Here is a 22,977-nt window from a genome sequence, read left to right as displayed (position 1 = left end):
GTATGTGTTGTAATTATGGCGTGAGATAACACTCACGCCATAATACTTTGATTCTAATTTTTAAAAATCGTCATGATCAACGACGACAAAATCGCCTTCATACGTACCCAATCCCACCAGTTCTTTTTCTTTGCCAGCACCTTGGGAAGATTTAATTTTGTTTACTAGTGCTGCTTTTACTAATGTTGGATCTAAGAGTATAACAACATTGTAATTGTTATTTTTGATTCCATGTTTATTTTCAAGGGCTATTCTCGCGGCTGTGCGGTTGCTTCCGTCTTTGGCATTTTTATCAGCGCCAGCTTTGAGTAAAGCTTTAACGAGGGCTGCATTGCCTCGTTCTGCCGCTATCATGAGTGGCGTCATCCCCATTGCATTACTAATGTTGATGTCTTGCGCGTAGAGTCCGGAGGTATAGGTAGTATGGAGTTTTTGTTCCCACATTTTATTAACAAAATCTGTATAAGTACTTTTGTCGGTGATGCTAGCAAGTACTGCATTTATTTTGTTTTCTTTTGTTGCTTCTGTTGAAGCAGTAGGTGTCTTGTATTTTTCTTTGGCAATTGGTTTAGTTATGTAGCCCTCGCTGATTGTTGGCGTTTTACCAAAAAACTTTGTCTCTTGCTCGTCTTTATCGCTATTGGTTGGACTGGGGGTTCTGGATGTTGGTGATAGTGAACCAGTTGAACTTCTATCGCTGGTAGGAGTAGAAGATGGTGAGCCCATTGAGCTTCTTGAACTTGTATCACTTGCTGGTGTGCCTGCTCCAGCTCTTATATCATCGAGTCCGGGAGATATTTTGCCAGAGGTTTCTGAACTAGTATCGCTGCCTTCATCAGTTTTTCGTTCTTTTGGGTCATAATCTTCCATAAAGTTGAGATCCATAGCTACGATTAATGGTGCGTTTTCCATACATACCAGGGTAATTAATAGTAATTTTTTTATTTTCATAACATCTCCATACTGAGTATTGTTTTATTTAATTATATTTCTATATAATTTGATTAATCTTAATTGAATTCTTTATGGGTGCCCGTATATTTTTTATTTGCATCATATGCTTTGCGACGATCTTTATCGACCAAGGTTTCATAGGCTTCATTGAGATTTTTCACTATAGATTCTACTTTTTCTTTATTGTTTTTATGTTTATCTGGATGCAAGAGAAGTACAAAATCTTTATAAGCTTGTTTGATTTCGTCTTCTGAGGCGTCTGAGTTAACTCCTAACCTTATATAAAAGTCTTTTTTGGGGGTGCTTAACAAACTTCCCATGAATGATGGTTTTTGGTTTTGTATGAATGCTTCATAAGCTTTAATAATTTCATCAGAAGTAAACTCTTCTTTATTATAGAGTCCTAATTTTCCTAAAGCTTTACCTTTTCTTCCTGGTTCTTCTATCTCTGTCCATTCATTATTCTGTGCTTCATTCTCTTCTTTGTCACTCGGTTCTTCAACTGTAAGATATCCTTTGCCAATTGTTACTCTTTGGCTACTAGGACTTGGTGTTCTTGATGTCGGTGTTGTTGAGCCACTTGAGCCAAATGTCGTATCGCTAGCTGGTGTACCGGCTCCAGCTCTTGCATCATCGAGTGTAGGAGACCTTTTGCCAGAAGTTTCTGACCCTGAATCACTACGTGGTGATCCTGCACCAGCGGCACCGGAAGTTGGTCTTTGAACATAATCTTCTTCCAAAGTAAATTCACCCATAGCCACCATTAATGGCGCATTTGCCATAGATGCGAGGGTAATTAATAGTAATTTTTTCATTTTCATAATATCTCCATGCTTAGTATTGCTTTATTTTATTATATCTCTATTTGAAATAATATCAGATATGGATGTAGAAAATCAATAGTTATGTTGATTTTTGTAGGCGCAACCTGAAAGTGTCCCTTTTTTCCAAAATAGAAATGTCATCTTTCTCGAGGTAGGCTTTGTTTAAAACTACCTAGTTAAGCCTATCTAAGTTGCGGTAATATAGTTTTGTTATTTTTTTTCTAGTTTTTTAAATCGAACTCACGTTAATGTTAGTAATAATAAGTAACCATTAAAATATTTCTGAGTAGAGGCATACTATGTATAAAAAAAATATTATAAAAATTGTTATAGTTGTGTTTGCAGCGATTATCAGCATGATCCTCGCAATTGCTATAAAGAAAAAAAATGAAGATAAGCATGATGAAGAAGCTTCTTTGCTTGCCTTGTCATGGAGTGAGCGAGAGGAAAAAGTATACCCAGAAATTTTCGGTACTATGCCGACTGATATATGTCAGCCTGCAGATGACAGTACCTCTGGTCTGAGTAACCCTTTTGAGGACACGCCGGATGAATATTCTGGTTTGGGGTTTGAGCTTGTTATCAGGTGTGCTGAGCGTTCACCTTGGGTTTTTGGTCTATTATTTAATCTTATGGGGTATGCGCTTCATTCGGGGAATGCTTTTGAAAAAGGGCATAGAATGGCGCTCAATGGCCCTATATTGCAAGGTTCAAATTCAGCTCTTACTACTGTCTTATTGTGGCCGCCCATGGGGATGCCAGATACTTTTGCATTATCCAGCGGCAATGTGAAATTGTTGGAAGTCATAGGAATCACGGACGATGAGTATGAATATGCAAAAAAGAACTCCAGTCAAGACCTCTATAATCATGTAAAAAAAATGCCAGATTTTCCTCTCATGAATATACATAGAAAATCTTGTTTGAGGGACAATTAAGTCTATAATCGCAATAATAATGCGCGTGATAAAGCAAAGAAATATTTCGCTTAAATAGATTTTTAATGAATAAAGGGAGCGTGTCATACGACAGCTCCCTTTATAGTGGTGCTTTTTAAAAATGAGTTGATTAATACGCTACGCCACCCTTAAGCCACATGCTCCATTGTGACAAGGTATTTTTATCTCCATGTCTTACGCCTCGTTCGTTGATCCCTTCAAATTCAAGCTCGCCACCAATGCCAAGGAAGGGTGTGACGTTAGTGTTGCAGTAGTGCGGCCATGAGTAGCCAAGGTGCCCGAATACTTTTTGGGTTAGTACGAGTGGTGATGCTGCTGAAGTGAGGTCAAGGTTGCAGGTATTTACAAATACTGGCGGGTTAGTATCAACCCAGATAGCTTGTTCATCAAGAGGATCACCATGAATATTTGCAGTGCTTTGTGTGGTATTAATATTAATGCTAGCGACATCGGTTACGTTTTGAATGCCCTTTAATCCATATCTATTTCTCGGTAATCCTTCACGCAGGCATATAACTTCGTGTGTTCTCACCCATGCACTATAACCAATATCGGCGACAAATTCATTGTAGGTGTAGCCAAACATGACGAGCGCATCAAATTGCAGCGTGGCGCGCACGGTACAAGGCAAGGTGGTAACGTTAATTGCAGGCAAACAAACGCCGTTGTAATTTCCTGCGTCATCAAATTCTTTGAGTAACGTGTAGCGACTACACATACCATTTATTTTAAAGTCAAAGGCACGACGTTGGTTTGTTGTGCATATATGCATCATATTTGCATCAACAAAGAATGACCATTCTTGTGTGCCGTCTTTTTCCCATATCAATGCACGTCCAGAACAGTTTCTCGTTGGAGAACATTATACCCTAAAGCAATTTGCATATCGCTCAAACCGGTTTTGTGATGTGCGCAACCAAATTTGCCGTACTTCATACCTTCGCTGACATCGCCAAAGGTAGTGCCACCGCGCATTGCTTGGGCAAATGAGGTAATAGGTGGGGTTACTGCTCCAGCGTCCATGTAGTTGGCAGGAAATGGTATAAGTTTACCATTATCTTCAACCTCTTCTTGTATGCCTAACTTCCATGAAGTCCAGACAACGGGTGCATGGATTTGTACGTAAAAATTATGCCAACCAAGGTATCCGCCAAAATCAATGAGTCCGGTGCGTATGAATGGGTGAAGGCAGACAGTACTTTTAAATTCGGGAGAAAGGCCAAAATAGTCAGCTAAAAAATCATCTGAGCAACGGATCGGCACTTGGCTTCCGGACAGCGTGAGCGTTGAGGTACCAAACATTACTCTTGCTGCGCGTGATGCACGTAAAATTTGCCCGTATGATGGTGTTGCGGCAAACGCTCCGTAAAGATCTTCTGTGTATCGGTTGATGTAGCGGTGCCAGCCTACAATGTCGCGCGCTGCGTTGGTACTTTGTGAGCGTGGACTAAAAAATGTGGTGCCTATTAAATCAAAGGCGCCGGCATGTGTTGCGCTTATCATTATGAGGGTGGTTATTATTTTTTTCGTGTGATTCATTTATTTTCTCCTAATTTTTTTAGAATCTTTCCTGTGCTGCTTTACGCAATCAAACTAGCATAATGCTGAATTTGCTTACAAGGATTGGAAAAAAATTAAGTTTTTAGGAAAAAATTAACAATTATACATGAGGCATCTCAGATCCGCTCGCCCTGAGTGTTTCGTAGTTCCGAGTTTAACGAGGAACGAGAAATGTAACGAATGGGTCGGATCTAAGAGGGCTTTTGCTAACTAAAAGTTTATTTTTCGATAAGTTTTTCAGTAGGGAAATATCACCTTGTATCAAGGCTTTTTTTTTCTTTCTAGTCCATTTTTTGATTTGGCGTTCTGCTTCAAATGCTTCATCTCGACTTGAAGTTTCTTGCACGAAGACCAATGTTACGGGTAAACGAGTAGCGGTGTAACAACAAGGATATGTTCTTTGTTGATGTTCAGCGAATCTTATCTCTATGTTATCGGTGTGGCCAATATAATATGAGTCATCATTGCAACGTAGAATGTATACATAAAAATCTTGCATGGTGTTATCAAATTAATTTATAAAGATAGTGTGAATCATTCTTCCCCCGACCCATTCGTTACATTTTTTATTTTGAGACGAGCTCAAAACAAAAAACACTCAGGGCGAGCGGGGTTTAATACTTATTGTTTATGACAATAATAAGTATAACAAAAAACAGAAAAATAGTTGATTGGAATAATTCCCAGGAGTGAAATTCTAGGCCGTTCGTCCCGAGTGTTTTTAAATTCTGAGTTTTTTGCGAAGAATTTAAAAATGTATCGAGGGATAAAAAAAAATTAAGGCCCGGTGATAAAACCGAGCCTTAAAAAATTATAGTATACGTGTGCAAAATTAGTTAAATGTTACGCCACCTTTAATCCAGATACCCCATTGGGATAAGCTGCATGGTGAGCATGGGTGGCATTTGTTATCAGAGCTGCTTGATGCGCACGTTGTTTTGCAATCGCTGCTACTTGATTTGCAACTGGTTTTACAATCGCTACTGCTTGAAGGACATGGTGTTGGAGCTGGGTTGCATGATTTTCCGCAGCTGCTGCTGCCAAATTCAACTTCAGCACCAATGCCAACGTAAGGCACCCATTCATCGCGATCTATCCACATATAATTTAAATGGGTGAATATTTTATGTGAAATGCCTTTGGTGCCGGCAAGGTTAACATCGTCAACGGTAAGATAGACTGGTTTGAGAGAGCTGTGGGTTTGTAGTGGAGCTGTAGATGGGTTATTGAAAACAGGTAACGCATTATTTGATTCAGCTAGTTCTGGTGTATTGATGTTTGGATTTGTGCTTGCAGTAGCAATGACTGCAGGATCGGTGGTTCCCGTCGCAGGGAAGTTGCTTCCTGTATGAATGGTAGCTGCGCTGTCTGTAGCCGCTAAAGGAACTGGTGGGGAAGCTGCAAGGTTAAATTCAAAACCAATCACGCTTGCATCACCTTTGAGTGCCCACGTTGTGCCGTCAGCAAGTGGTGATGGACAATTGCCTTGGCGGATTGTTTCGCAACTTCTTCCCCAGAAGTTGTAGCCGACATCCCATGAAAAATGGTTGCGAGTAAAGTTAAGCATTGCAACGACATCACCTTGAACTGCCACATCAACTTTTACATTCATGTGAGTTAAGTTTGCAACGGGCGTTAAAAGATTTTGGAATTCAACATCGGGGAATATATTTTGAGAGAGGGATGGATCTTGACCAGCAGGTATAGGTCCCAATTTTTGCGCAAGCATGTAGCGACTCATTGGTTTACCTTTTAAATCAAAGGTGCGTTTTTGGCACGATCTGAACAAGTGAGTAGCGTAACCTTCAAAATAGAACGTGAAACTATTTTCGTTATCGCGACATTGCCAGAAGGTGTAATGTGCTGATAGTCCACCACCAAGTTCCCAGTGGTGGCCGTTACCAATCATTGGTTCAAACAAAAATGTGCCATGAGGTCGCAAGCCAGTTGGCGCTGCTACGCGAACAGAAGCACCAATATGGTAATCTTCGCATGCCCAATTCCAACCTAAGGTTGCGCGTAAATCAGCGCAGCCGGTTTTAATGAGTGGGCAGCTGTTCATTTTTGCAAAATTGAGTGCAGTCATGTAACCACCAGCGTAGGTAGTGGTTACACCCCCGTCAACCACAAAATCTTGCGCGAAGGTTAGTTCCCCGTCGCCATTGGCAAAGGTGGTGAAGTCTTTATTTAAATTTGTTTCAACATTTGGTGAAAAATAACCAGCAGCATATGAATTGTTACCGGCAGCGCTGATGGTTTCTCTATAATCAAGTGCCCACTTGGTGTGGGTGATTGGTGCGCTTGCGTGGAAGTATAATCCTTTTGCCCATTGATCAAGACCAATATAAAAACCGAGATCAACAATAAAGTTTTGTACGCGTGGTCGGAAGGTTACAAAACTTTTAAAGTCAGTGGGTAGACCAAAATAATCAGCAAGCCAATCGGTTGCACCGCGGTCATTAGTTTGCGAGCCAGAGATTTTAATGCCTTTATCGCAGCTGCATGCGTCTGGTATTAAATCAGTACCAAATAGACAGTTGGCGATATCGTGAGGCCTAAAGGTACGTGTGTATTCAAAAAGGCCATACACGGTTCCGTAGACACAATCTTTATCTAAATTAATCACATCAGTCAGGCCTGCTAAATCGCGCGCTGCATTTAAACTTTGTGAACGTGTTGCAATGTAGGGAGTGACTGCTTGCGTTGTGCAAGCGCCCAATAATGGCAACATTAATAAAAGTTTTTTTGTTGTAGAATTCATAACGTCTTTTCTCCTTTTTTATACGAAAATTATCACTGCACATGAGCCTACAAATTTTGTGCGTCGAAAATCTAGGGTTGCATGATATGATCTAATTAAAAGCGACGCCAACTTTAACCCACGCGCCCCATTGGGTTAGTGCTAATTTTGCGCAACCAGCTTTGACAGAAGTTTGACAGGTTTGATCGCAAGGCGAAGCATTGTCGCCAAATTCACCAAAACCACCGATGCCAAAGTACGGCGTCCAATGTTTGCCATGTGACCAATCGTAACCCATGTGGGCATAAATTTTGTGTGATACGCCTCGTACTCCAACATAATCAATATCATCTTCGGTTATAAAAATGGGGTCTACTGAAGTACGCATCTGTATTGTTACTCGAGGGTCACTGAAATTGGGCGTTACTATGGGAACTGTTCTATCGCCTGCGAATGCATAGAGCGGATTATCAATGCCAAAATTAGTTATGCTTTCAAGGAGTGGAATACTTACGCCTTCATAGAAATTGCCAATTTTTTGCACGTCAAAGCCAGTGCCTCTATGAATAGTTGCGTTGCTTTGGCTTACTGCGAGTGCGCGACATTCTTGTAGGTGTGTATCGGGATTTGTAATGACGCCAAAGACAAAAGCATCACCTTTGAGGGTCCATGTATGTTCCTGAAATGTAGTGTTTGATTGTTCTCTGCACGGAGTAGTTAATCGGTGGAATTCTTCGCAACTTGTTCCCCAAAAGTTATAGCCAACATTGAAATTTAAATCATTGTTGACATACGTGAGTTGCAGTGAAAAATCTGCTTGTACAGGAATGCTCACCTTTATTTCTTGGGTAGTTAAGTTAGCCACAGGAGTGTATTCTCCTTGAAATTGCACGGAAGGTATTTTGTCTACACTAGGGGCAGCAGGGCCCCCTTCGTATTGGCCACCGGCAAACCCGCCCGTCAATCCTAGAGGTACAAATTCACCAGGAAATCCATCTCTTACGCGTGGGCCATGCTTTGCAGCAAGCATGTAGCGGCTAAAAGGTTTATCTTTAAGGTCAAAAGTTCTTACTTGACGGGCTTTGAATAGGTGGGTGATATTTGCATCGCAATACAACCCGAAGTGTGCAACCTCATCGTCTGATTTCCAAAAATGTATGTGGCTGGTGAAATGTGCACCGGCTTCCCAATGGCCGCCATTGCCAGAAATAGGTTCAAACAAAAATTCTCCTGTTGGTCGGTTGCCGGTTGGGGCGACAATCATAACGCCTGCACCAAGGTGGTAATCATCATCGTTAACAAAGTTATAACCAATGATCCATGATAGATCTGCCAAACGTGTTACGGCTTGGTCGCATAACGCATTCATTTTTGCAAAACGTAAAGGATTATAAATAATACCTGATTCACTTAGTGGCACTTGTCCTGATGCATACGAGGTGAAGTTTGGAAGATAGTTGGGTAGCGTTACATTATCTTGGCACGTAAAGTAGCCTTGAAAGGCACTTATACTCGAGGTTTCCATGACAATTTCATTAAGACGCAAGCTCCATTGGGTCCAATTGATTGGTGCGTGTATTCGTGCAAAGAGACCACAGACGGGTTTATTGGAGCCGAAATAATAGTTTAAATCAACGGTAGCATTTTGAATGTGCGGTGTAAAGGTAACGTAACTTTGGGAATTATCTCCCATGTAAAAATAATCTGCTAACCAATCGGTGGGGCGTCTGGCTCGTTGGCCATCGACTCTTGAAAAGCTTTCACTTACTGTACCGCTCATAATTATTGATCCACCTTTGGTTCTTCCACCAAACGATAATTTATCTTCAATTCTGTATAAATCATCTAAAAATGCATCTTCTCCAAAGATAGATAATGCAATAGTATTTGCACTGAATGATTTTGAGTAAAGCCCTATTACCGATACATTGCCATAGAATGCCTCAGTATTAAATAGATTAATTTGATGAGCGGTGCCCGCTAATTGACGTGCGGTATCAGTTGCTTGTGAGCGAATACGGTAGTAGGGTGTGACGGTAATAGTTGAGTAGAGTGTCGTCGAGCTTACTACTACTAGCATACTAAAAAATTTCATTATCGATCTCATGCTGAGCTTCCTTTTTTAAAGCAACATTCTTTGAGGAATAACCTACTTTTTTTTAGTCTCTTAGTCTAGAATTATTAGGATTTTAAAATTGTTGCATCAGGTTTAATCAAATGATGCACCAAATTTCACCCAAGCGCTCCATTGTGACAACGCACACGGCACGCACGATGTTTGGCAGTCTACTCCGCAGGTACTATTATTGAATTCTCCAAAGCCACCAATACTGACAAAACCAATCCACCGAATTTTCTCAAATACATTATAGTTTATGTTGGCATAAATTTTGTGGGTAATGCCCCGGGTTGCCACATAATTAAAGTCACTGGCTTTAATGGTGATGGGCTGCACTGAGGTGAAAAGAGGGGTGATACTGGCATCCGATTGATGTAAACTGGGATTCGCGTTTTTATGGGGGCCAAGATAGGCTTGCAACGGGTTGTCTATTGCGTGATTGTTTAAGTCTCCAAATAAAGTAGAGCCTTCAGGCACTAAGAGAGATGGCGATCCAGCTGCAGGTATATTGGTGCCTGCATTAATGGTTGCTTTACTTTCGGTTGCAGAAAGTGGAATGGCCAGCGGACCTGCCAATGCAAATAGACTTCCAGGAGAAAATCCAAATACTTGAGCATCACCTTTAAGTGCCCATTCTTGTTCTTGGAAATTGACGGTATAGTGCGGAGTGCATGCGGTAACGCACACTGGTGGAGTTACTTGTTCAGTAAAAAGGTCTTGAGGAGATGCGATTGGCGTACAAATTTTTTGACAACTGAGTGGACATGGTTCATAAGAGAGTTTTTCGCAGTTACGGCCCCAGAAGTTATAGCCGAGGTCGCAGCTCAATTTACAGTGTGAATAAGTTAATTGCACAGCAATGTCTCCTTGGATACCGGAACTGAATACTGTATGGGTAGAGAAATTGGCAACAGGACTAAATTCTTGAGCGAATTCTGCCGAAACAGGTATTGAAGAAGCGGGTTCACCAGTTCCCACAGAATCGAACGAGCCGCCAGTAAGGTGATAGAGAAATTCAACAATTTCTATGATATTTCCTCGATACAGCAATGGTGTTGCCATTTTTTCGGCAAGCATATAGCGACTTAGCGGTTTATCCTTAAGATCAAAAGTTCTTGCTTGTCCCGTTTTGAAGAGGTTGGTTACGTTCGCGTTAATAAAGCATTCTAACCGAGCTTGTTCGTTCTGTGATTGCCATAGGGTGGTGTGGCCTGTCATTTGAGCACCAAGCTCCCAATGACCACCATTGCCGGAAATTGGTTCAAATAATAATTCTGCGGTTGGGATGTTGCCCGTCGGCGCGCACGCTTTGACACCTAAGCCGAGGTGGTAATTTTCGCAATCAATGAAGTTGTAGCCTACAATTAATGACAGGTCAGCCAAGCGTGTTTTAGTGTGTGCGCAGCCATCAAACTTGGCAGAAGTAAGACCATTAAAGGTAACATCATCGCCAAGGTAGGCTGGATCAACAAATTTTTGCGGTGCTTTGCCACAAGCAAATTCAGAAAAATTGTTAAGCAAATTGGCGCGCGGTAATGGTGAGGCAGTGAAATAGCCTTGATAATAATCTATGGTGCCGGTGGTGATCAGAGTTTCATTGAAATGCAAATCCCATTTGGTCCAGTTAATGGGTGCATGCAAGCTGAAGAATAATCCATTCACCCAGGCATCCAAGTTAACGTGCAAACCTAGGTCAACGATAACGTTTTGAACAGCGGGGGCAAAATTCAATGTGCTTTTAAAATCGGGCGGTAAATAAAAATAATCAGCCAACCAATCATTGATTCCTCTGTTGGCAGTACGAGTACCAGACACCGTTATTTGTGCGCCATGAATATTTTTACCAACAAACGCATCGCTACCAAATAACGATTGGGCAATCCCCTTTGGGTTGAATGATTGCGTATATTGTGTTGTTGCAGACAAGCTCGCATATATTCCGTCTTGGTTGACTAGATTAATGTGGCGAGATTCTTCGAGTAAATAACGCGCCGCATCAGTGCCTTGTGAGCGAATACTATAGTAAGGAGTCACAGCTAATTTTGATTCCAGTTGTGCTGCGCTGAGGAGTGCTAGGATACTACAAAAAATTTTTATTACTTGTTTCATGCTAAGCTTTCTTTTAATTAAATGAAACACCAAATTTAATCCAAACGCTCCATTGCGACAACGCACACGTTAGGCAACTTTTTTTGCATGGAGTTGCAGAATTTCTGGTGCGGCATGCATTATTGTTACCAAATTCAGCATAGCCGCCAATGCCACTATAAGGAGTCCAATTGCCATGATTAATCCCGTTGTAACTTGCGTTGGTATAGATTTTGTGTGAAGATCCATGGGTGTGTATATAATCAAAATCAGCGTCATCGATTAATATAGGTTGAATTGAGGTACGAGTTTGCGGCGAGCTAGGATTTGTTGTAAGACGTACTGGTTGTAAACAGAACTCATCAAAAGCAAATAGCGGACCATCTACATTGGGATTAGTCAGGTCAGCAGGGCTTGGTTCAACCAATCCCGTGGGCGGTATATTAGTACCGCTGTTAATAGTTGCTTTGCTTTCGGTTGCCGAAAGAGGAGATACTGAAGTAGGTCTTTCTGGGCTGCAAGTAGAGACATCAGCAAAGCCAAATACGTACGCATCACCTTTGAGTGCCCATACGTTGCCCGTAGGGCCTACGGCATTTGGTCGCGATATAAAAGGATCAACAGCTTTGTCTCTGGTGAGAATAGGTTCTGTGTAGCCTGTTATAGTGTCACCATCAAAGGTTGCTAAGCCAATTGGTTTGCATCGAGCGTCGCAGCTGCTTGGATAGGGCTTGCAAACTTTATGATATAATTTTTCGCAACTACGGCTCCAAAAATTATAGCCTAGGTCCCACTGTAAGTAACCCTGAGTGTAGGTGAGTTGTGCGGCAATATCAGTTTGCACGTTAATGCTTACCAAAAGATTTTGTGCAGTTAAGTTGGCAACAGGGCTATATTCGTTGATGAATTGGGCATTGGGTTTGTGCAATAGGCCAACTTGTCCGGCAAGAATACCACCACCAGCAGATTCTCCAGGAATATATTTTATGCTAGGTTGATCGGACAATATACCCATTTTTTCTGCGAGCATATAGCGGCTTAATGGTTTATTATTAAGATCGAAGGTTCTTGTTTGAGAGGCTTTAAAGAGATGGGTTATGTTTGCATTGCAATAAAAATCGAGTGATGCATTGTGATCTGTTGATTGCCACATGAGTGCATGACTCGTGAGTTGCGCACCAAGTTCCCAATGGCCACCATTGCCAACAATCGGTTGAAATAATAAGGCGCCGGTGGGAGCGTTGCCTGTAGGTGCTACAGCTCTCAATCCCAGCCCAATGTGGAAATCTTCACGACTAACAAAATTATAACCAATAATACAGGTCAATGCAGCTAAACGTGTTAGGGTGCGTGCTTGGCAGTCAAACTTCGCATAGGACAGACCATCAAAAGTGATATCTTTTGGTTCTTGACGTACAGAAACGTTTGGAGTGTGGAAATCTACGGTATCAACAAAATATGCAGGTGCTTTTCCGCATGCAAATTCGCTGAAGTTATTAAGGAGGTTTGCTCGAGGGAATGGTGCGACGGTGAAATATCCTTCATCATGATTATTGGTACCAGTGATTATATTGGTTTCATTAAAATTAAGGTCCCAGCGGGTTCTGGTTATGGGTGCGTGCATACTAAAAAATAATCCATTAGCCCATGCATCTAGGCCACAATAAAAATGCAGATCAATCACCACATTCTCAATGCGAGGTGTGAACTGTAAGGTGCTTTTAAAGTCGGTGGGCAAATAAAAATAATCTGCTAACCAATCGTGGGGGCCTCTATCAGCCGTGCGAGATCCGGATACCTCTATTGTTCCAGCGGCACAATCGTTTCCGCACCGCAAATCATTGCCAAATAAAGATTGAGCAATCGCTTTTGGATTAAATGAGCGTGTGTATTGTGTCGTTGCCGATAGACTGCCGTAGAAGCTATCGCTACAGAACAGATTGCCATGATACGTTTGGTCTACCAAGTCACGTGCGGCATCAACCGCTTGTGAGCGAATGCTATAATAGGGAATTACGCCAGGCGGAGTGCACCATGCATCTGTGTTGAGCGCTGCACTGAATAGCAGTATGCTCGGTAAAAAAATTAATCTCATAGTCTTCATTCTCTACTTCCTTCTTGTCTGCCGTAGCTTGCCGAGCCTGCCTGTCCTGCCGAAGACTGACCTGCCCGACGTAGCCATAGGCGTAGACGGGTTAATTAAATGAGATGCCAAATTTAATCCAAGCACCCCATTGTGAGAGGCTGCATTTTAGGCAATGTGCCGTGCATGTATTGTTGCTACCAAACTCACCAAATCCGCCAAAGCCCATATAAGGAGCAAAGTGGCCACAGGGTTGCCAATTATAGGTTATGTTCGTATAGATCTTATGCGAGGTGCTTCGTGTGCCAATGCGGTTAAAGTCAGTTTCTTTGATGAGTATTGGAGGATTGGAGCTATTAATTCTTGCCGATTCTCTATCGGAAGAGGATTGTGGTGGGTAACCGGTCGTACTAAATAAAAAAATAAATGGCACGAGTTCTGCGTTGTCCACGTTTGGATTTGTTAATTGTGCTGCTGTAGGATCTGTTAATCCTGTTGCCGGGATGTTGGTGCCGGCATTAATCGTTGCTACGCTTTCAGTTGATGAAAGAGGAATAGCTATTTCATTAATGGGAGAGGCATTGCTAGAACGAGTAAAGCCAAAAACCTGTGCATCACCTTTAATCGCCCAGCTATTTTCTTTAAACGTTGCAGAACATGCTGGTTCACACACCGTACCGCACGAAGGAAGTAGTGGCTCGCAATCGTTATTTTTTAAATAAAAACTTTCACAGCTACGGGTCCAAAAATTGTAACCTATATCCCAATTGAACCCATGACGCGTATAGGTCAATTGTGCTGCAATATCTGCTTGGACAGTAATACTTACAAGCATTTCTTGTTTTGTTAAATTGGCAATGGGGCTATATTCGTTTTGAAATCCTGGCATATTTAACAGGAGTTCATTGTTGTCATCAAAGAACGTATAAAATGGCGGACCCATTTTTTCAGCAAGCATATAGCGGCTCAACGGTTTATTTTTTAGGTCAAAAATTCTTGATTGATGAGATTTAAGCAAGTGGGTTATATCAGCAAAACAATAAAAATCTAAATGTGATTCTTCACTGCATGATTTGAATAGAAGCGCATGACTGGCAACACGTGCGCCAATTTCCCAGTGGCCACCATTGCCAGAAATAGGTTCAAATAATAGTTCTCCTGTCGGATGATTACCCGTAGGGGCAGCACATTTGACGCCTAAACCAACGTAGTAATTTTCACGATTAACAACATCGTATCCAAGGATTAATGCTAGAGTAGCCAAGCTCGTTCGTGTCATGGCATGAGTGTCAAATTTTGCATTACAAAGCCCATCGAAGGTAATGTCATAACTAGGGCTTACGTTGTTTTGAAATCCATTGAATGTTATCAGTGGTATTGCAAAGCGTGGATGATTAACATCAATGAATTGGTTTGGTGATTTTCCGCGTGCGAATTCAGCAAAATTATTGAGTAAGTCGTTGCGCGGCATTGCGCTAGCGGTAAAGTAGCCGTCGCTATATGCATTAACACCTTCGTTGATTATTTCTTCGTGAAAATTTAAATTCCAGCGGGTCCAATTTATGGGTGCATGCATCTCAAAAAATAATCCTGGCAACCATTTGTCAAAGCCTACATACAGACTCAAATCAGCAATAACGTTTTCAATGCGCGGCTCAAAGTTCAAAATACTTTTAAAATCAGTGGGCAGATAAAAATAATCAGCGAGCCAATCGTTGTTGCCTCTATGTGCAGTACGCGTTCCGGATACCACGATCTGTGCACCTTTACAGGCAGTGTCAGTATGTGCATCAGCTCCAAAAAGTGATTGTGCAATTGCTTTTGCATTGAATGAGCGGGTATATTCAGCGGTTATCGATAATACGCTATAATTATTTTCTTGATTAAAGAGATGAATGTAGGGCGTTTGTCCTGCTAAATCTCGTGCAATATCGGTGCCTTGTGAGCGAATGCTATAATAAGGTGCCACTGCTAGTTTTGAGCACAACACTGGCGTGCTTAATGCTACGAGTATACTAAAAATTTTCATTGTGTCTCTCATACTGAGCTTCCTTTTTTCAAGAAACATGATTTGAGGAATAACCTACTATTTTTTTAGGATTCTAGTCCAGTATTATTACGATATAAAAAAAGGCTTGAGAAAATGTTAGTTAAACGAAATACCAAATTTAATCCAAGCACTCCACTGTGACAATGAACAATAGAGGGAATTTTCTTCAAAGCTTGTTGCACAACATTTTTTGCAATCAATTTTGCATGGCAGGTCGTTCTTGCCAAATTCACCAAATCCGCCAATGCCAATATATGTCGTCCAGTGGTTATAATGAGGCCAATTATAACTTACGTTGGCGTATATTTTATGTGAGCTACTCGGTCTGGTTACATGGTTGAAATCTTGTTCTTGAATGAGTATGGGCTCTATAGAAGTTTCTGTTTGTGCGACAAAAGCGGTCGAGTTGAATAATTTTCTTTTGCCTTGTGGACGAATTTGAAAGAACTCTACAGGAGCATTGCCAAAATGAGACCAAGCGGGTTGTGCGTTATCTATGTTTGGGTTTGCCAGTTGTGCATCAGTAGGATTGAGGACGCCGGTGGCGGGTAATGATGTGCCTGCATTAATGGTTGCTAGGCTTTCTGTTGCAGAAAGAGTAACGGCGTGGTTTCTTTCAAAGCCAAGTACATGGGCATCTCCTTTGAGCGCCCATCCATTTTCAACAAAAGTAGGAGCAAGTTTTGGTAGTCCTTGAATATAAAAAATTTTTTGGCATGGTGGGCATTCTTCAGCGGAAAATTTCTCGCGACTACGGGTCCAAAAATCATAACCCAAATCTACATTTAAGCCGCCATTGGCATAGGTCAATTGAGCGGCAACGTCAGCTTGCACAGCGATGCTGACTGATAGTTCTTGTGTCGTTAAGTTGGCAACAGGGCTGAATGCTACATCAAATTGTGAGGGCGGTTCAAATGATGGAAAGGTTTGTATGACTGGTGCAGGGGGGAAAGGGTCAGCTTTGCCACCAACGAGTCCAATTTTTAATGGGGAAACCATTTTTTCAGCAAGCATATAACGACTCATAGGTTTGTCGTTTAGATCGAATGTTCTGAATTGGCGCGCGTTAAATAGGTGTGTGATGTTTGCATCGCAATAAAAAGCTACGCTTGCGTTTTCGTTGCGTGAGCGCCATATGAGAGCATGGCTGGTGATATGTGCGCCAAATTCCCAATGGCCGCCGTTGCCAACAATGGGCTCAAATAACAATTGCCCGTTTGGGCGATTGCCGCTTGGAGCAGCTGCTTTGAGGCCGATACCAAGGTGATAATCTTTTTTATTAATAAAATTGTAACCAAAAATTATATTGAGATCTGCCACACGTGTTGCACTGTGGCTGCAGTTATCAATCTGTGCATAAAAAAGACCATTAAAAGTCACATCAGTGCCGGTGAAGGTGGGGTCATAGAATGTCGCCGGCGCTTGGCCTGATGCATACTCAGAGAAATTATTGAGTAATAAGTCGTTGGGCATTGCTGATGCGGTAAAATAGCCTTGGTCATAGGCATTGACACCATGAGTCACCTTTTTTTCTTTAAAATTTAAATCCCATTTTGTCCAGGTGATGGGTGCATGAGCTTTGAAAAAGAATCCGTCAATCCATTCATCCATGTTGAGGTAGAAGCTGAGATCGCCTATTACATTTTGAATTTCAGGTTTAAAATGTAAGGTGCTTGAAAAATCGGTGGGTAAGTAAAAATAATCAGCGAGCCAGTCAGAGGGATCTCTATTGATGGTGCGAGATCCAGATATTGTTATTTTTGCGCCATTATTGGTTGTTTGCGTATCTGCGTCATCACCAAATAGCGATCGAGCAATTACTTGTGAATCAAATGAGCGGGAGTACTGTATTGCGGCTGAAAAACGGCAGTAGAGTTGTTTGATGCCAAATAAATTTATTTCGTGCATGTCTCCTGCAAGTTCACGGGCGAGGTCAACTGCTTGTGAGCGGATGTTGTAGTAGGGTAATACGGGCGTTGTTCCGCACCAGGCAGATGCACTGAGTAGTGCAAGAAAACTAAAAAATAGTGTTATGCTGTACTTCATACTAGGCTTCCTTTTTGAGAATAGGCATTTTTGCCGTAATCATTATTTCAGGACAACCTACTATTTTTTAATCTCATCGTCTAGGATTAGTGCGCGCTATTAAAAAGGTTGGGAAAGCTCCGGAATCTTTTTAGTAAGTTTGGTATAGACGATCCTTATTTACCTTACGATTCAACAACTAATCGTGGTCTATATTTTAGTATGAGTTTGAGGACGCAGGGAGTTACTATGGGAGCAGGTGGGACAGGTTGATCTCCATTGAATCGTGCAACACCAAATTTAAAGATACTGTTAGTAGACATATATCCTGCGATAACTATTTTGCCATCGATTTGTAGCGCTACTGCTTGACCAAAATTAGTGATGCTATTATCAATTCTGGTGGATGTGGTACCAGGTTGGGGGCCTGCTGTATTAAAAGTTGCATCCAGTCTACCATTGGTATTAAATTGTGCTACGGCGAATTTAGTTATAAGAATAGTAGCTTCTCCTGCGACAACTATTTTGCCATCGCTTTGTAATGCTACTGAGTATCCATCAGCATTCGTACTTATACCATCAATACCAGTTGATACCGTGCCAGGTTGTACGCCTCCAGCATTGAATGTTGTTGTATCAAGTGTGCCATTGGTATTAAATCGTGCTACAGCGAATTTATTTGAGCCATCCACCGTGCTGCTTCCCGCTACCACTATTTTGTCATCGCTTTGTATTGCTACCGATCGAGCCAAATTACTGGTTCCATTATCGACAGTGGTTGATACGGTTCCGGGTTGCACGCCTCCGGTATTGAATGTTGTTGTATCAAGCGTGCCATCGGTGTTGAACCGTGCTACGGCAAATCCATTAACTCCCCCATCTCCCGCTACCACTATTTTGCCATTGCTTTGTAATGCTACCGATCTACCAAAGCTGGAGGTTTGATTGTCGATGGTGGTCGATACGGTCCCTGCCTGTGGTCCGGCTGTATTAAATGTTGTTGTATCGAGTGTGCCATCGGTGTTAAGGCGTGCTACAGCAAATTTATACCCAAATACAGTCGCTGAAGTAAAGGCAAATCCAGCGACAACTATTTTGTCATCGTTTTGTATAGTCACCGATTGGCCGACCGCATCAAAATTATCACCATCTATAGTGGTTGTTAAGGTGCCTGGTTGCGCTCCTGTTGTATTAAAAGTTGCATCCAGCGTACCATTGGTGTTAAATCGAGCTACGGCAAATTGTCTGACGCCACTGACATTGGCATATCCTGCTACCACTATTTTGCCATCGCTTTGTAATGCTACTGACTGTCCAAAACTATTTTCGACTACATTGTTATTGATGGTGGTTGACACCGTGCCCGGCTGAGGTCCAGCGGTATTAAAGGTGGTGTCAAGTGAGCCATCGGTGTTAAATCGTGCTACGGCAAATCTAAATATGCCTCCGATAGAGGTGAACCCTGCTACCACTATTTTGCCATCATTCTGCACCACTACCGATTGTCCAAAATTGTCGAGTAAGGTATTGTCAATGTTGGTTGATACGGTACCGGGCCTAATACCCGTAGGATTAAAGGTGACATCCAGTGTGCCAGAATCAGCAGTGAAAATTTGTGTAGTTGGACTACATAGTGTCATCATCAGTGCTATAAAAATTTTTTTATACATTACAATCCTCCCTAGTTTTTTTTCAAGATCTTTACAAAATCAATCCTAATGTTTTAACGTTATGGTGTGGTACGTAGTATAAGATAGGCTGATAATGATATTTTAAAACAAGGAATTCCGTGAAAAAAATATTTAACATCATACTATCCCTTCTCATGGTAAGTTTATACAGCACAAGTAGTGGTAAATGCAATAGCTGTTTTCTTTCTTCTTCAATATTTGTTCCTCGTCAATTATCGTATAATCCTATTTTAGAAAATGCATACACCCTTGATGAAACACTCAGTGATATTGGTGATTTTAAAATTTCCGTAAAGCCGTTTTATACACAAAGTGTCGGATCAACATTAAGTCAGTATTTTACTATTAATCGTGACAACCCACTTGTTGTGCAAGAAAATGGTGCGGGCAACATAAGTTCGTTATGGTTCAATGTTATATCTTCGGACAGTAATTTTTATAATTCTCTCTTGTCGTTTAGCCCAAGAAGACAAGCATATGGTGCCGTATTGTATTGCGCCATTCCATTTCGCTGTAATGTTCATCTGGCTGTCACTACAGCAGTGATGTCTGTACGTCATGATATGCATCTTTGTGAGCAAACCAATGGTAATTTAGGCATGTGTGTGGGTTACCGTACGGTCACTGAGTCGTTTGCAAATAGTGAGCGTTTATTTGGCAAAATTGATGGTGCACAGAAAAAATCTGGTTTTGATGACATACAACTCAAGGTGCTCTATAACGCATATAAAGATTACCACCTCTATTGGGATCTGTATGGATTGGTTGGTATGCCAACCGGCAGGGGATCAAAAGCTCGCTATTTGTTTGAACCATTAGTTGGCTCAAAGCATGTGCAACTTGGGTGTGGTACTGCTCTTAATTGGCGCATTAAAGAAAATGATTGTAATGCATTGTCGTTACTGGCAGAAGCAAAGTATCGTTACGCATGTGCTGCCAAAGAGTGGCGGTCCTTTGATTTAAAGAGCAATGGCCAGTGGTCGCGCTATATGTTGGCTGTTTCTGAATCGGATAAATATGCAGTGCATCCACTTATTAATGATTTAACGCTCAAAACACGGGTTACCCCAGGCAGCTCATTTGATTTGTATCTTGCAACACATATACGCCATCGGTCATTGCATTTTGAAGTAGGCTACGACTTGTGGTACCGTGGTGCTGAGAATCTTTCATTTTGTTGCAAAGAATTACCGAATGTTGGCATAGCGGACTTGAAAGGGATTGTTCTGGAAGATCCGCAAAGCGCAAGTACGGCAAATATTTGCCAGGGGTTACAGCCGGGTATTAATCAAATGACCAGCGATTTGACCTTTCAGCCGGTGAGCATTAGGAATCTGGACGTTGTTTCTGGTGCTCAGAGGGCATCATTATCAAATTCTTTATATGCTTCTATGGCCTGTGAATTTGCGGTGCGACGTTATCCTACGCTTGTTGGTCTTAATATTATGTATGAGCATGGCGAGTTCTTTAATACGCCTGATAATGTTACGCTATGGTTTAATGTTGATTTGTACTTTTAGTCCTATCTATTATTGTTCATTTAAAAAGGCCCGGGGTTTTACTCCCGGGCCTTTTTAGTACTTAGTTTGTTTGCTTAACCACATTGTTATTATGTAATTACGCTATCTGTATGGTGGACCTGTCCGACCGTAGCTTGCCGAGCCTGGAGGCCCGGATAAGCGAAGACGGATTAGTTAAATGAAACACCAGCTTTGATCCAAACTCCCCATTGTGACAATGCACATTTGTGGCAATTTGAACTTGTGTTGCAGTCAGAGCTGCTGCTTGCGCAAGTCGTCTTGCAATCAGAGCTTGAGCTTGAGCTGCAGCCTGTGTTGCAATCAGAGCTTGAGCTGCAACCTGTGTTGCATGAGCCGCTGTTGCTGCCGAATTCGCCGAATCCGCCGATGCCGACATAAGGAGCCCAATCTTCGCAATCAAGCCAGTTATAGCTCAAGTGGCCATAAACTTTGTTTGAAATGCCGCGTGTACCAACTAAATCTAGATCGCATTCTGTGATGAATTCGGTAGGAACGGATATTTGAGCATCTAATAGTGAATTAGCGCCATTGTAGCCGTTAGCTGCATGGTTAACTTCTAAATTTGCAGAGCTTGTAACAGTTCCGGAATTTATAGTTGCATTGCTATCGCTGACGGTTAATGCATCTGCATCACCAGCAGGGTTTAGATGGAATCCGAATACATGAGCTTCACCTTTAAGTGCCCAGGTGTTTTCAGCAAATGTTGCTGCGCATGCTGTTTTGCAATCGCTGCTGCTGCTGCATGATGATCTGCAATCGCTGCTGCAATCTTTTCTTGAGAACTTCTCGCAGCTACGGCCCCAGAAGTTGTAACCAAGGTCAACATTCCATCCGCGGTTAGCGTAGGTCAATTGAGCAGCTACATCGCCTTGTACGCCAATGCTTACAGACACATCGCGTGTTGTTAAGTTAGCAACAGGGCTGAATTCTCTAGCAAATTGAGTTGCAGCTAGAGTTGTAGCGGCAGCGTCGGTGAATAAACCAACAGCAGGAGCTGTGTGTTTAGCAGCGAGCATATAACGACTTAAAGGTTTGCCTTTAAGATCGAATGTTCTTGTTTGGTTATCGTTGAACAAGTGGGTGATGTTTGCATCAAGATAGAAGCCTAAGCTTGAATCTTCATCTTCGCATCTCCATAACATTGCGTGACTGGTTATGTGAGCGCCAAGTTCCCAGTGGTGGCCGTTACCAGATACAGCATCAAAAAGATGTGTTGCGCTTGGACGGTTACCTGTTGGAGCAGCAACTTTGATGCCAACGCCAAGGTGGTAATCTTCATCATTCACAAAGTTATAACCAAGGATCCATGATAGATCAGCGAGGCGTGTCTTGGTGCGACAGCATCTGTCGAACTTCGCATAGCAAAGACCATCGAAGGTAACATCAGCAGTGCCGGTTGATGAAGCATCGGTATCATTGAATACTGCAGGAGCTTTACCCGCTGCAAATTCTGAGAAGTTGTTTAGTAAATTACTACGAGGGTCTACTGAAACAGTGAAGTAACCTTCTTGATAATCAGCTACGCCTGCATCGGTTACTGTTTCACAGTAGTTTAAGCACCACTTTGTCCAGTTGATTGGCGCATGCATACGGAAGAATAATCCGCAAGCCCATTCATCTAAACCTAGGTAGAAATTCAAATCTGCTACCACGTTTTGGATTTTTGGGCTGAAATGCAAGGTGCTTTGGAAATCAGTTGGCAAGTAGAAGTAATCTGCCAACCAATCATTCGCGCCTCTTTCTGCAACGTCGCTACCAGATACTTTTATGGTTGCGCCGCAATCGTTGTTGCATGAATTGGTTCCAAATAAGCACTCAGCTATACGGCTCGATCTGAATGATTGAGAGTATTCAACTGTTGCAGATAGGCTGCCGTAGATTTTGTCTTGATCGAATAAATTAACGTGATGTGCCCATCCTGCTAATTCGCGTGCAGCATCAACTGCTTGTGAACGAAAAAGTAATTGGGGGGCTACTGCACAAGGCGTATTAGCCGGTTGTGAGCAAAATGCAGGCGTGCTTAATAACACTGCCGCGCTAAAAAGTTTTTTTAGCATTTGATTCATAAGGGAACTCCTTAAATTGTACATACTTACTGAGATTTTCGTAGAGCCGACTCTACGGTTGGTGTTTCTGCTACGGATGTGCGCTAAGAGGGGTTTGCTTTATTACCAGGTGCCTCCTTTCGTTTTTTATTTTTCTTATATTCTTTCAAATATAAGCATATTCGTTGAGAATATCATTACCAATCATGTCTAAAAATCATGCATTTATAGTAATTGTTTCACATCGACGTATTTGATAAAATGCATTATACTCACTCATCTAAAAAAAAGTAAAGAA

At 41.8% G+C, this 22,977-nt stretch carries 15 protein-coding genes; 2 read left to right on the top strand and 13 right to left on the bottom strand.

The features are described 5' to 3' along the window. Positions 1-60: 60 nt before the first annotated feature. Together NTX86_02465 and NTX86_02460 are read right to left on the bottom strand one after the other, a co-directional pair. Positions 61-951, bottom strand: coding sequence for an ankyrin repeat domain-containing protein (locus NTX86_02465; protein MCX5922166.1), 891 nt, complete (start codon positions 949-951; stop codon positions 61-63). A gap of 59 nt (positions 952-1,010) precedes the next feature. Further along, complete coding sequence (locus NTX86_02460; GenBank protein ID MCX5922165.1) at positions 1,011-1,775, bottom strand: DnaJ domain-containing protein; 765 nt, start codon at positions 1,773-1,775, stop codon at positions 1,011-1,013. 302 nt (positions 1,776-2,077) lie between these two features. Between NTX86_02460 and NTX86_02455 the strand changes: the two genes are divergently transcribed. Beyond that, a complete protein-coding gene (locus NTX86_02455; protein MCX5922164.1) occupies positions 2,078-2,716 on the top strand; it encodes a suppressor of fused domain protein in 639 nt (212 codons plus the stop codon). A 130-nt stretch (positions 2,717-2,846) separates the two neighbouring features. On the opposite strand, the gene NTX86_02450 is transcribed toward NTX86_02455, so the two are convergent. The 10 genes from NTX86_02450 to NTX86_02405 all read right to left on the bottom strand — a co-directional run bounded on the left by NTX86_02450 (position 2,847) and on the right by NTX86_02405 (position 19,072). Beyond that, on the bottom strand, positions 2,847-3,566 hold the full coding sequence (locus NTX86_02450; GenBank protein MCX5922163.1) for a hypothetical protein: 720 nt from the start codon (positions 3,564-3,566) through the stop codon (positions 2,847-2,849). Beyond that, positions 3,563-4,276 carry a hypothetical protein gene (locus NTX86_02445; protein MCX5922162.1) on the bottom strand — a complete coding sequence of 238 codons (714 nt, stop codon included), beginning with the start codon at positions 4,274-4,276 and terminating at the stop codon, positions 3,563-3,565. Before NTX86_02445 ends, NTX86_02450 begins: the two co-directional genes overlap by 4 nt. Before the next feature lie 175 nt (positions 4,277-4,451). Further along, complete coding sequence (locus NTX86_02440; GenBank protein MCX5922161.1) at positions 4,452-4,796, bottom strand: GIY-YIG nuclease family protein; 345 nt, start codon at positions 4,794-4,796, stop codon at positions 4,452-4,454. A 333-nt stretch (positions 4,797-5,129) separates the two neighbouring features. Next, complete coding sequence (locus NTX86_02435; GenBank protein ID MCX5922160.1) at positions 5,130-7,058, bottom strand: hypothetical protein; 1,929 nt, start codon at positions 7,056-7,058, stop codon at positions 5,130-5,132. A gap of 91 nt (positions 7,059-7,149) precedes the next feature. Then, entirely contained in the window at positions 7,150-9,144 is a 1,995-nt protein-coding gene (locus NTX86_02430) for a hypothetical protein (protein MCX5922159.1), read from the bottom strand. A gap of 102 nt (positions 9,145-9,246) precedes the next feature. Further along, a complete protein-coding gene (locus NTX86_02425) occupies positions 9,247-11,265 on the bottom strand; it encodes a hypothetical protein (GenBank protein ID MCX5922158.1) in 2,019 nt (672 codons plus the stop codon). A 13-nt stretch (positions 11,266-11,278) separates the two neighbouring features. Beyond that, on the bottom strand, positions 11,279-13,348 hold the full coding sequence (locus tag NTX86_02420; GenBank protein MCX5922157.1) for a hypothetical protein: 2,070 nt from the start codon (positions 13,346-13,348) through the stop codon (positions 11,279-11,281). Between the two features lie 91 nt (positions 13,349-13,439). After that, entirely contained in the window at positions 13,440-15,368 is a 1,929-nt protein-coding gene (locus NTX86_02415) for a hypothetical protein (GenBank protein MCX5922156.1), read from the bottom strand. 105 nt (positions 15,369-15,473) lie between these two features. Further along, on the bottom strand, positions 15,474-17,423 hold the full coding sequence (locus NTX86_02410; protein ID MCX5922155.1) for a hypothetical protein: 1,950 nt from the start codon (positions 17,421-17,423) through the stop codon (positions 15,474-15,476). A 164-nt stretch (positions 17,424-17,587) separates the two neighbouring features. Continuing rightward, a complete protein-coding gene (locus NTX86_02405) occupies positions 17,588-19,072 on the bottom strand; it encodes a delta-60 repeat domain-containing protein (GenBank protein ID MCX5922154.1) in 1,485 nt (494 codons plus the stop codon). 119 nt (positions 19,073-19,191) lie between these two features. Here NTX86_02405 and NTX86_02400 point away from each other — a divergent pair, with 119 nt between their 5' ends. After that, positions 19,192-20,613, top strand: a complete 1,422-nt coding sequence (locus NTX86_02400; protein MCX5922153.1) for a hypothetical protein — start codon at positions 19,192-19,194, stop codon at positions 20,611-20,613. A gap of 170 nt (positions 20,614-20,783) precedes the next feature. Here NTX86_02400 and NTX86_02395 read toward each other — a convergent pair whose 3' ends face one another. Further along, positions 20,784-22,700: a hypothetical protein gene (locus NTX86_02395; protein MCX5922152.1), complete on the bottom strand. Its 1,917-nt coding sequence runs from the start codon at positions 22,698-22,700 to the stop codon at positions 20,784-20,786. Positions 22,701-22,977: the final 277 nt, after the last annotated feature.

This window comes from Candidatus Dependentiae bacterium, from assembly GCA_026389015.1.
GTDB lineage: Bacteria > Babelota > Babeliae > Babelales > Vermiphilaceae > JAPLIR01.
This window is presented reverse-complemented; position numbering and strand designations above follow the sequence as displayed.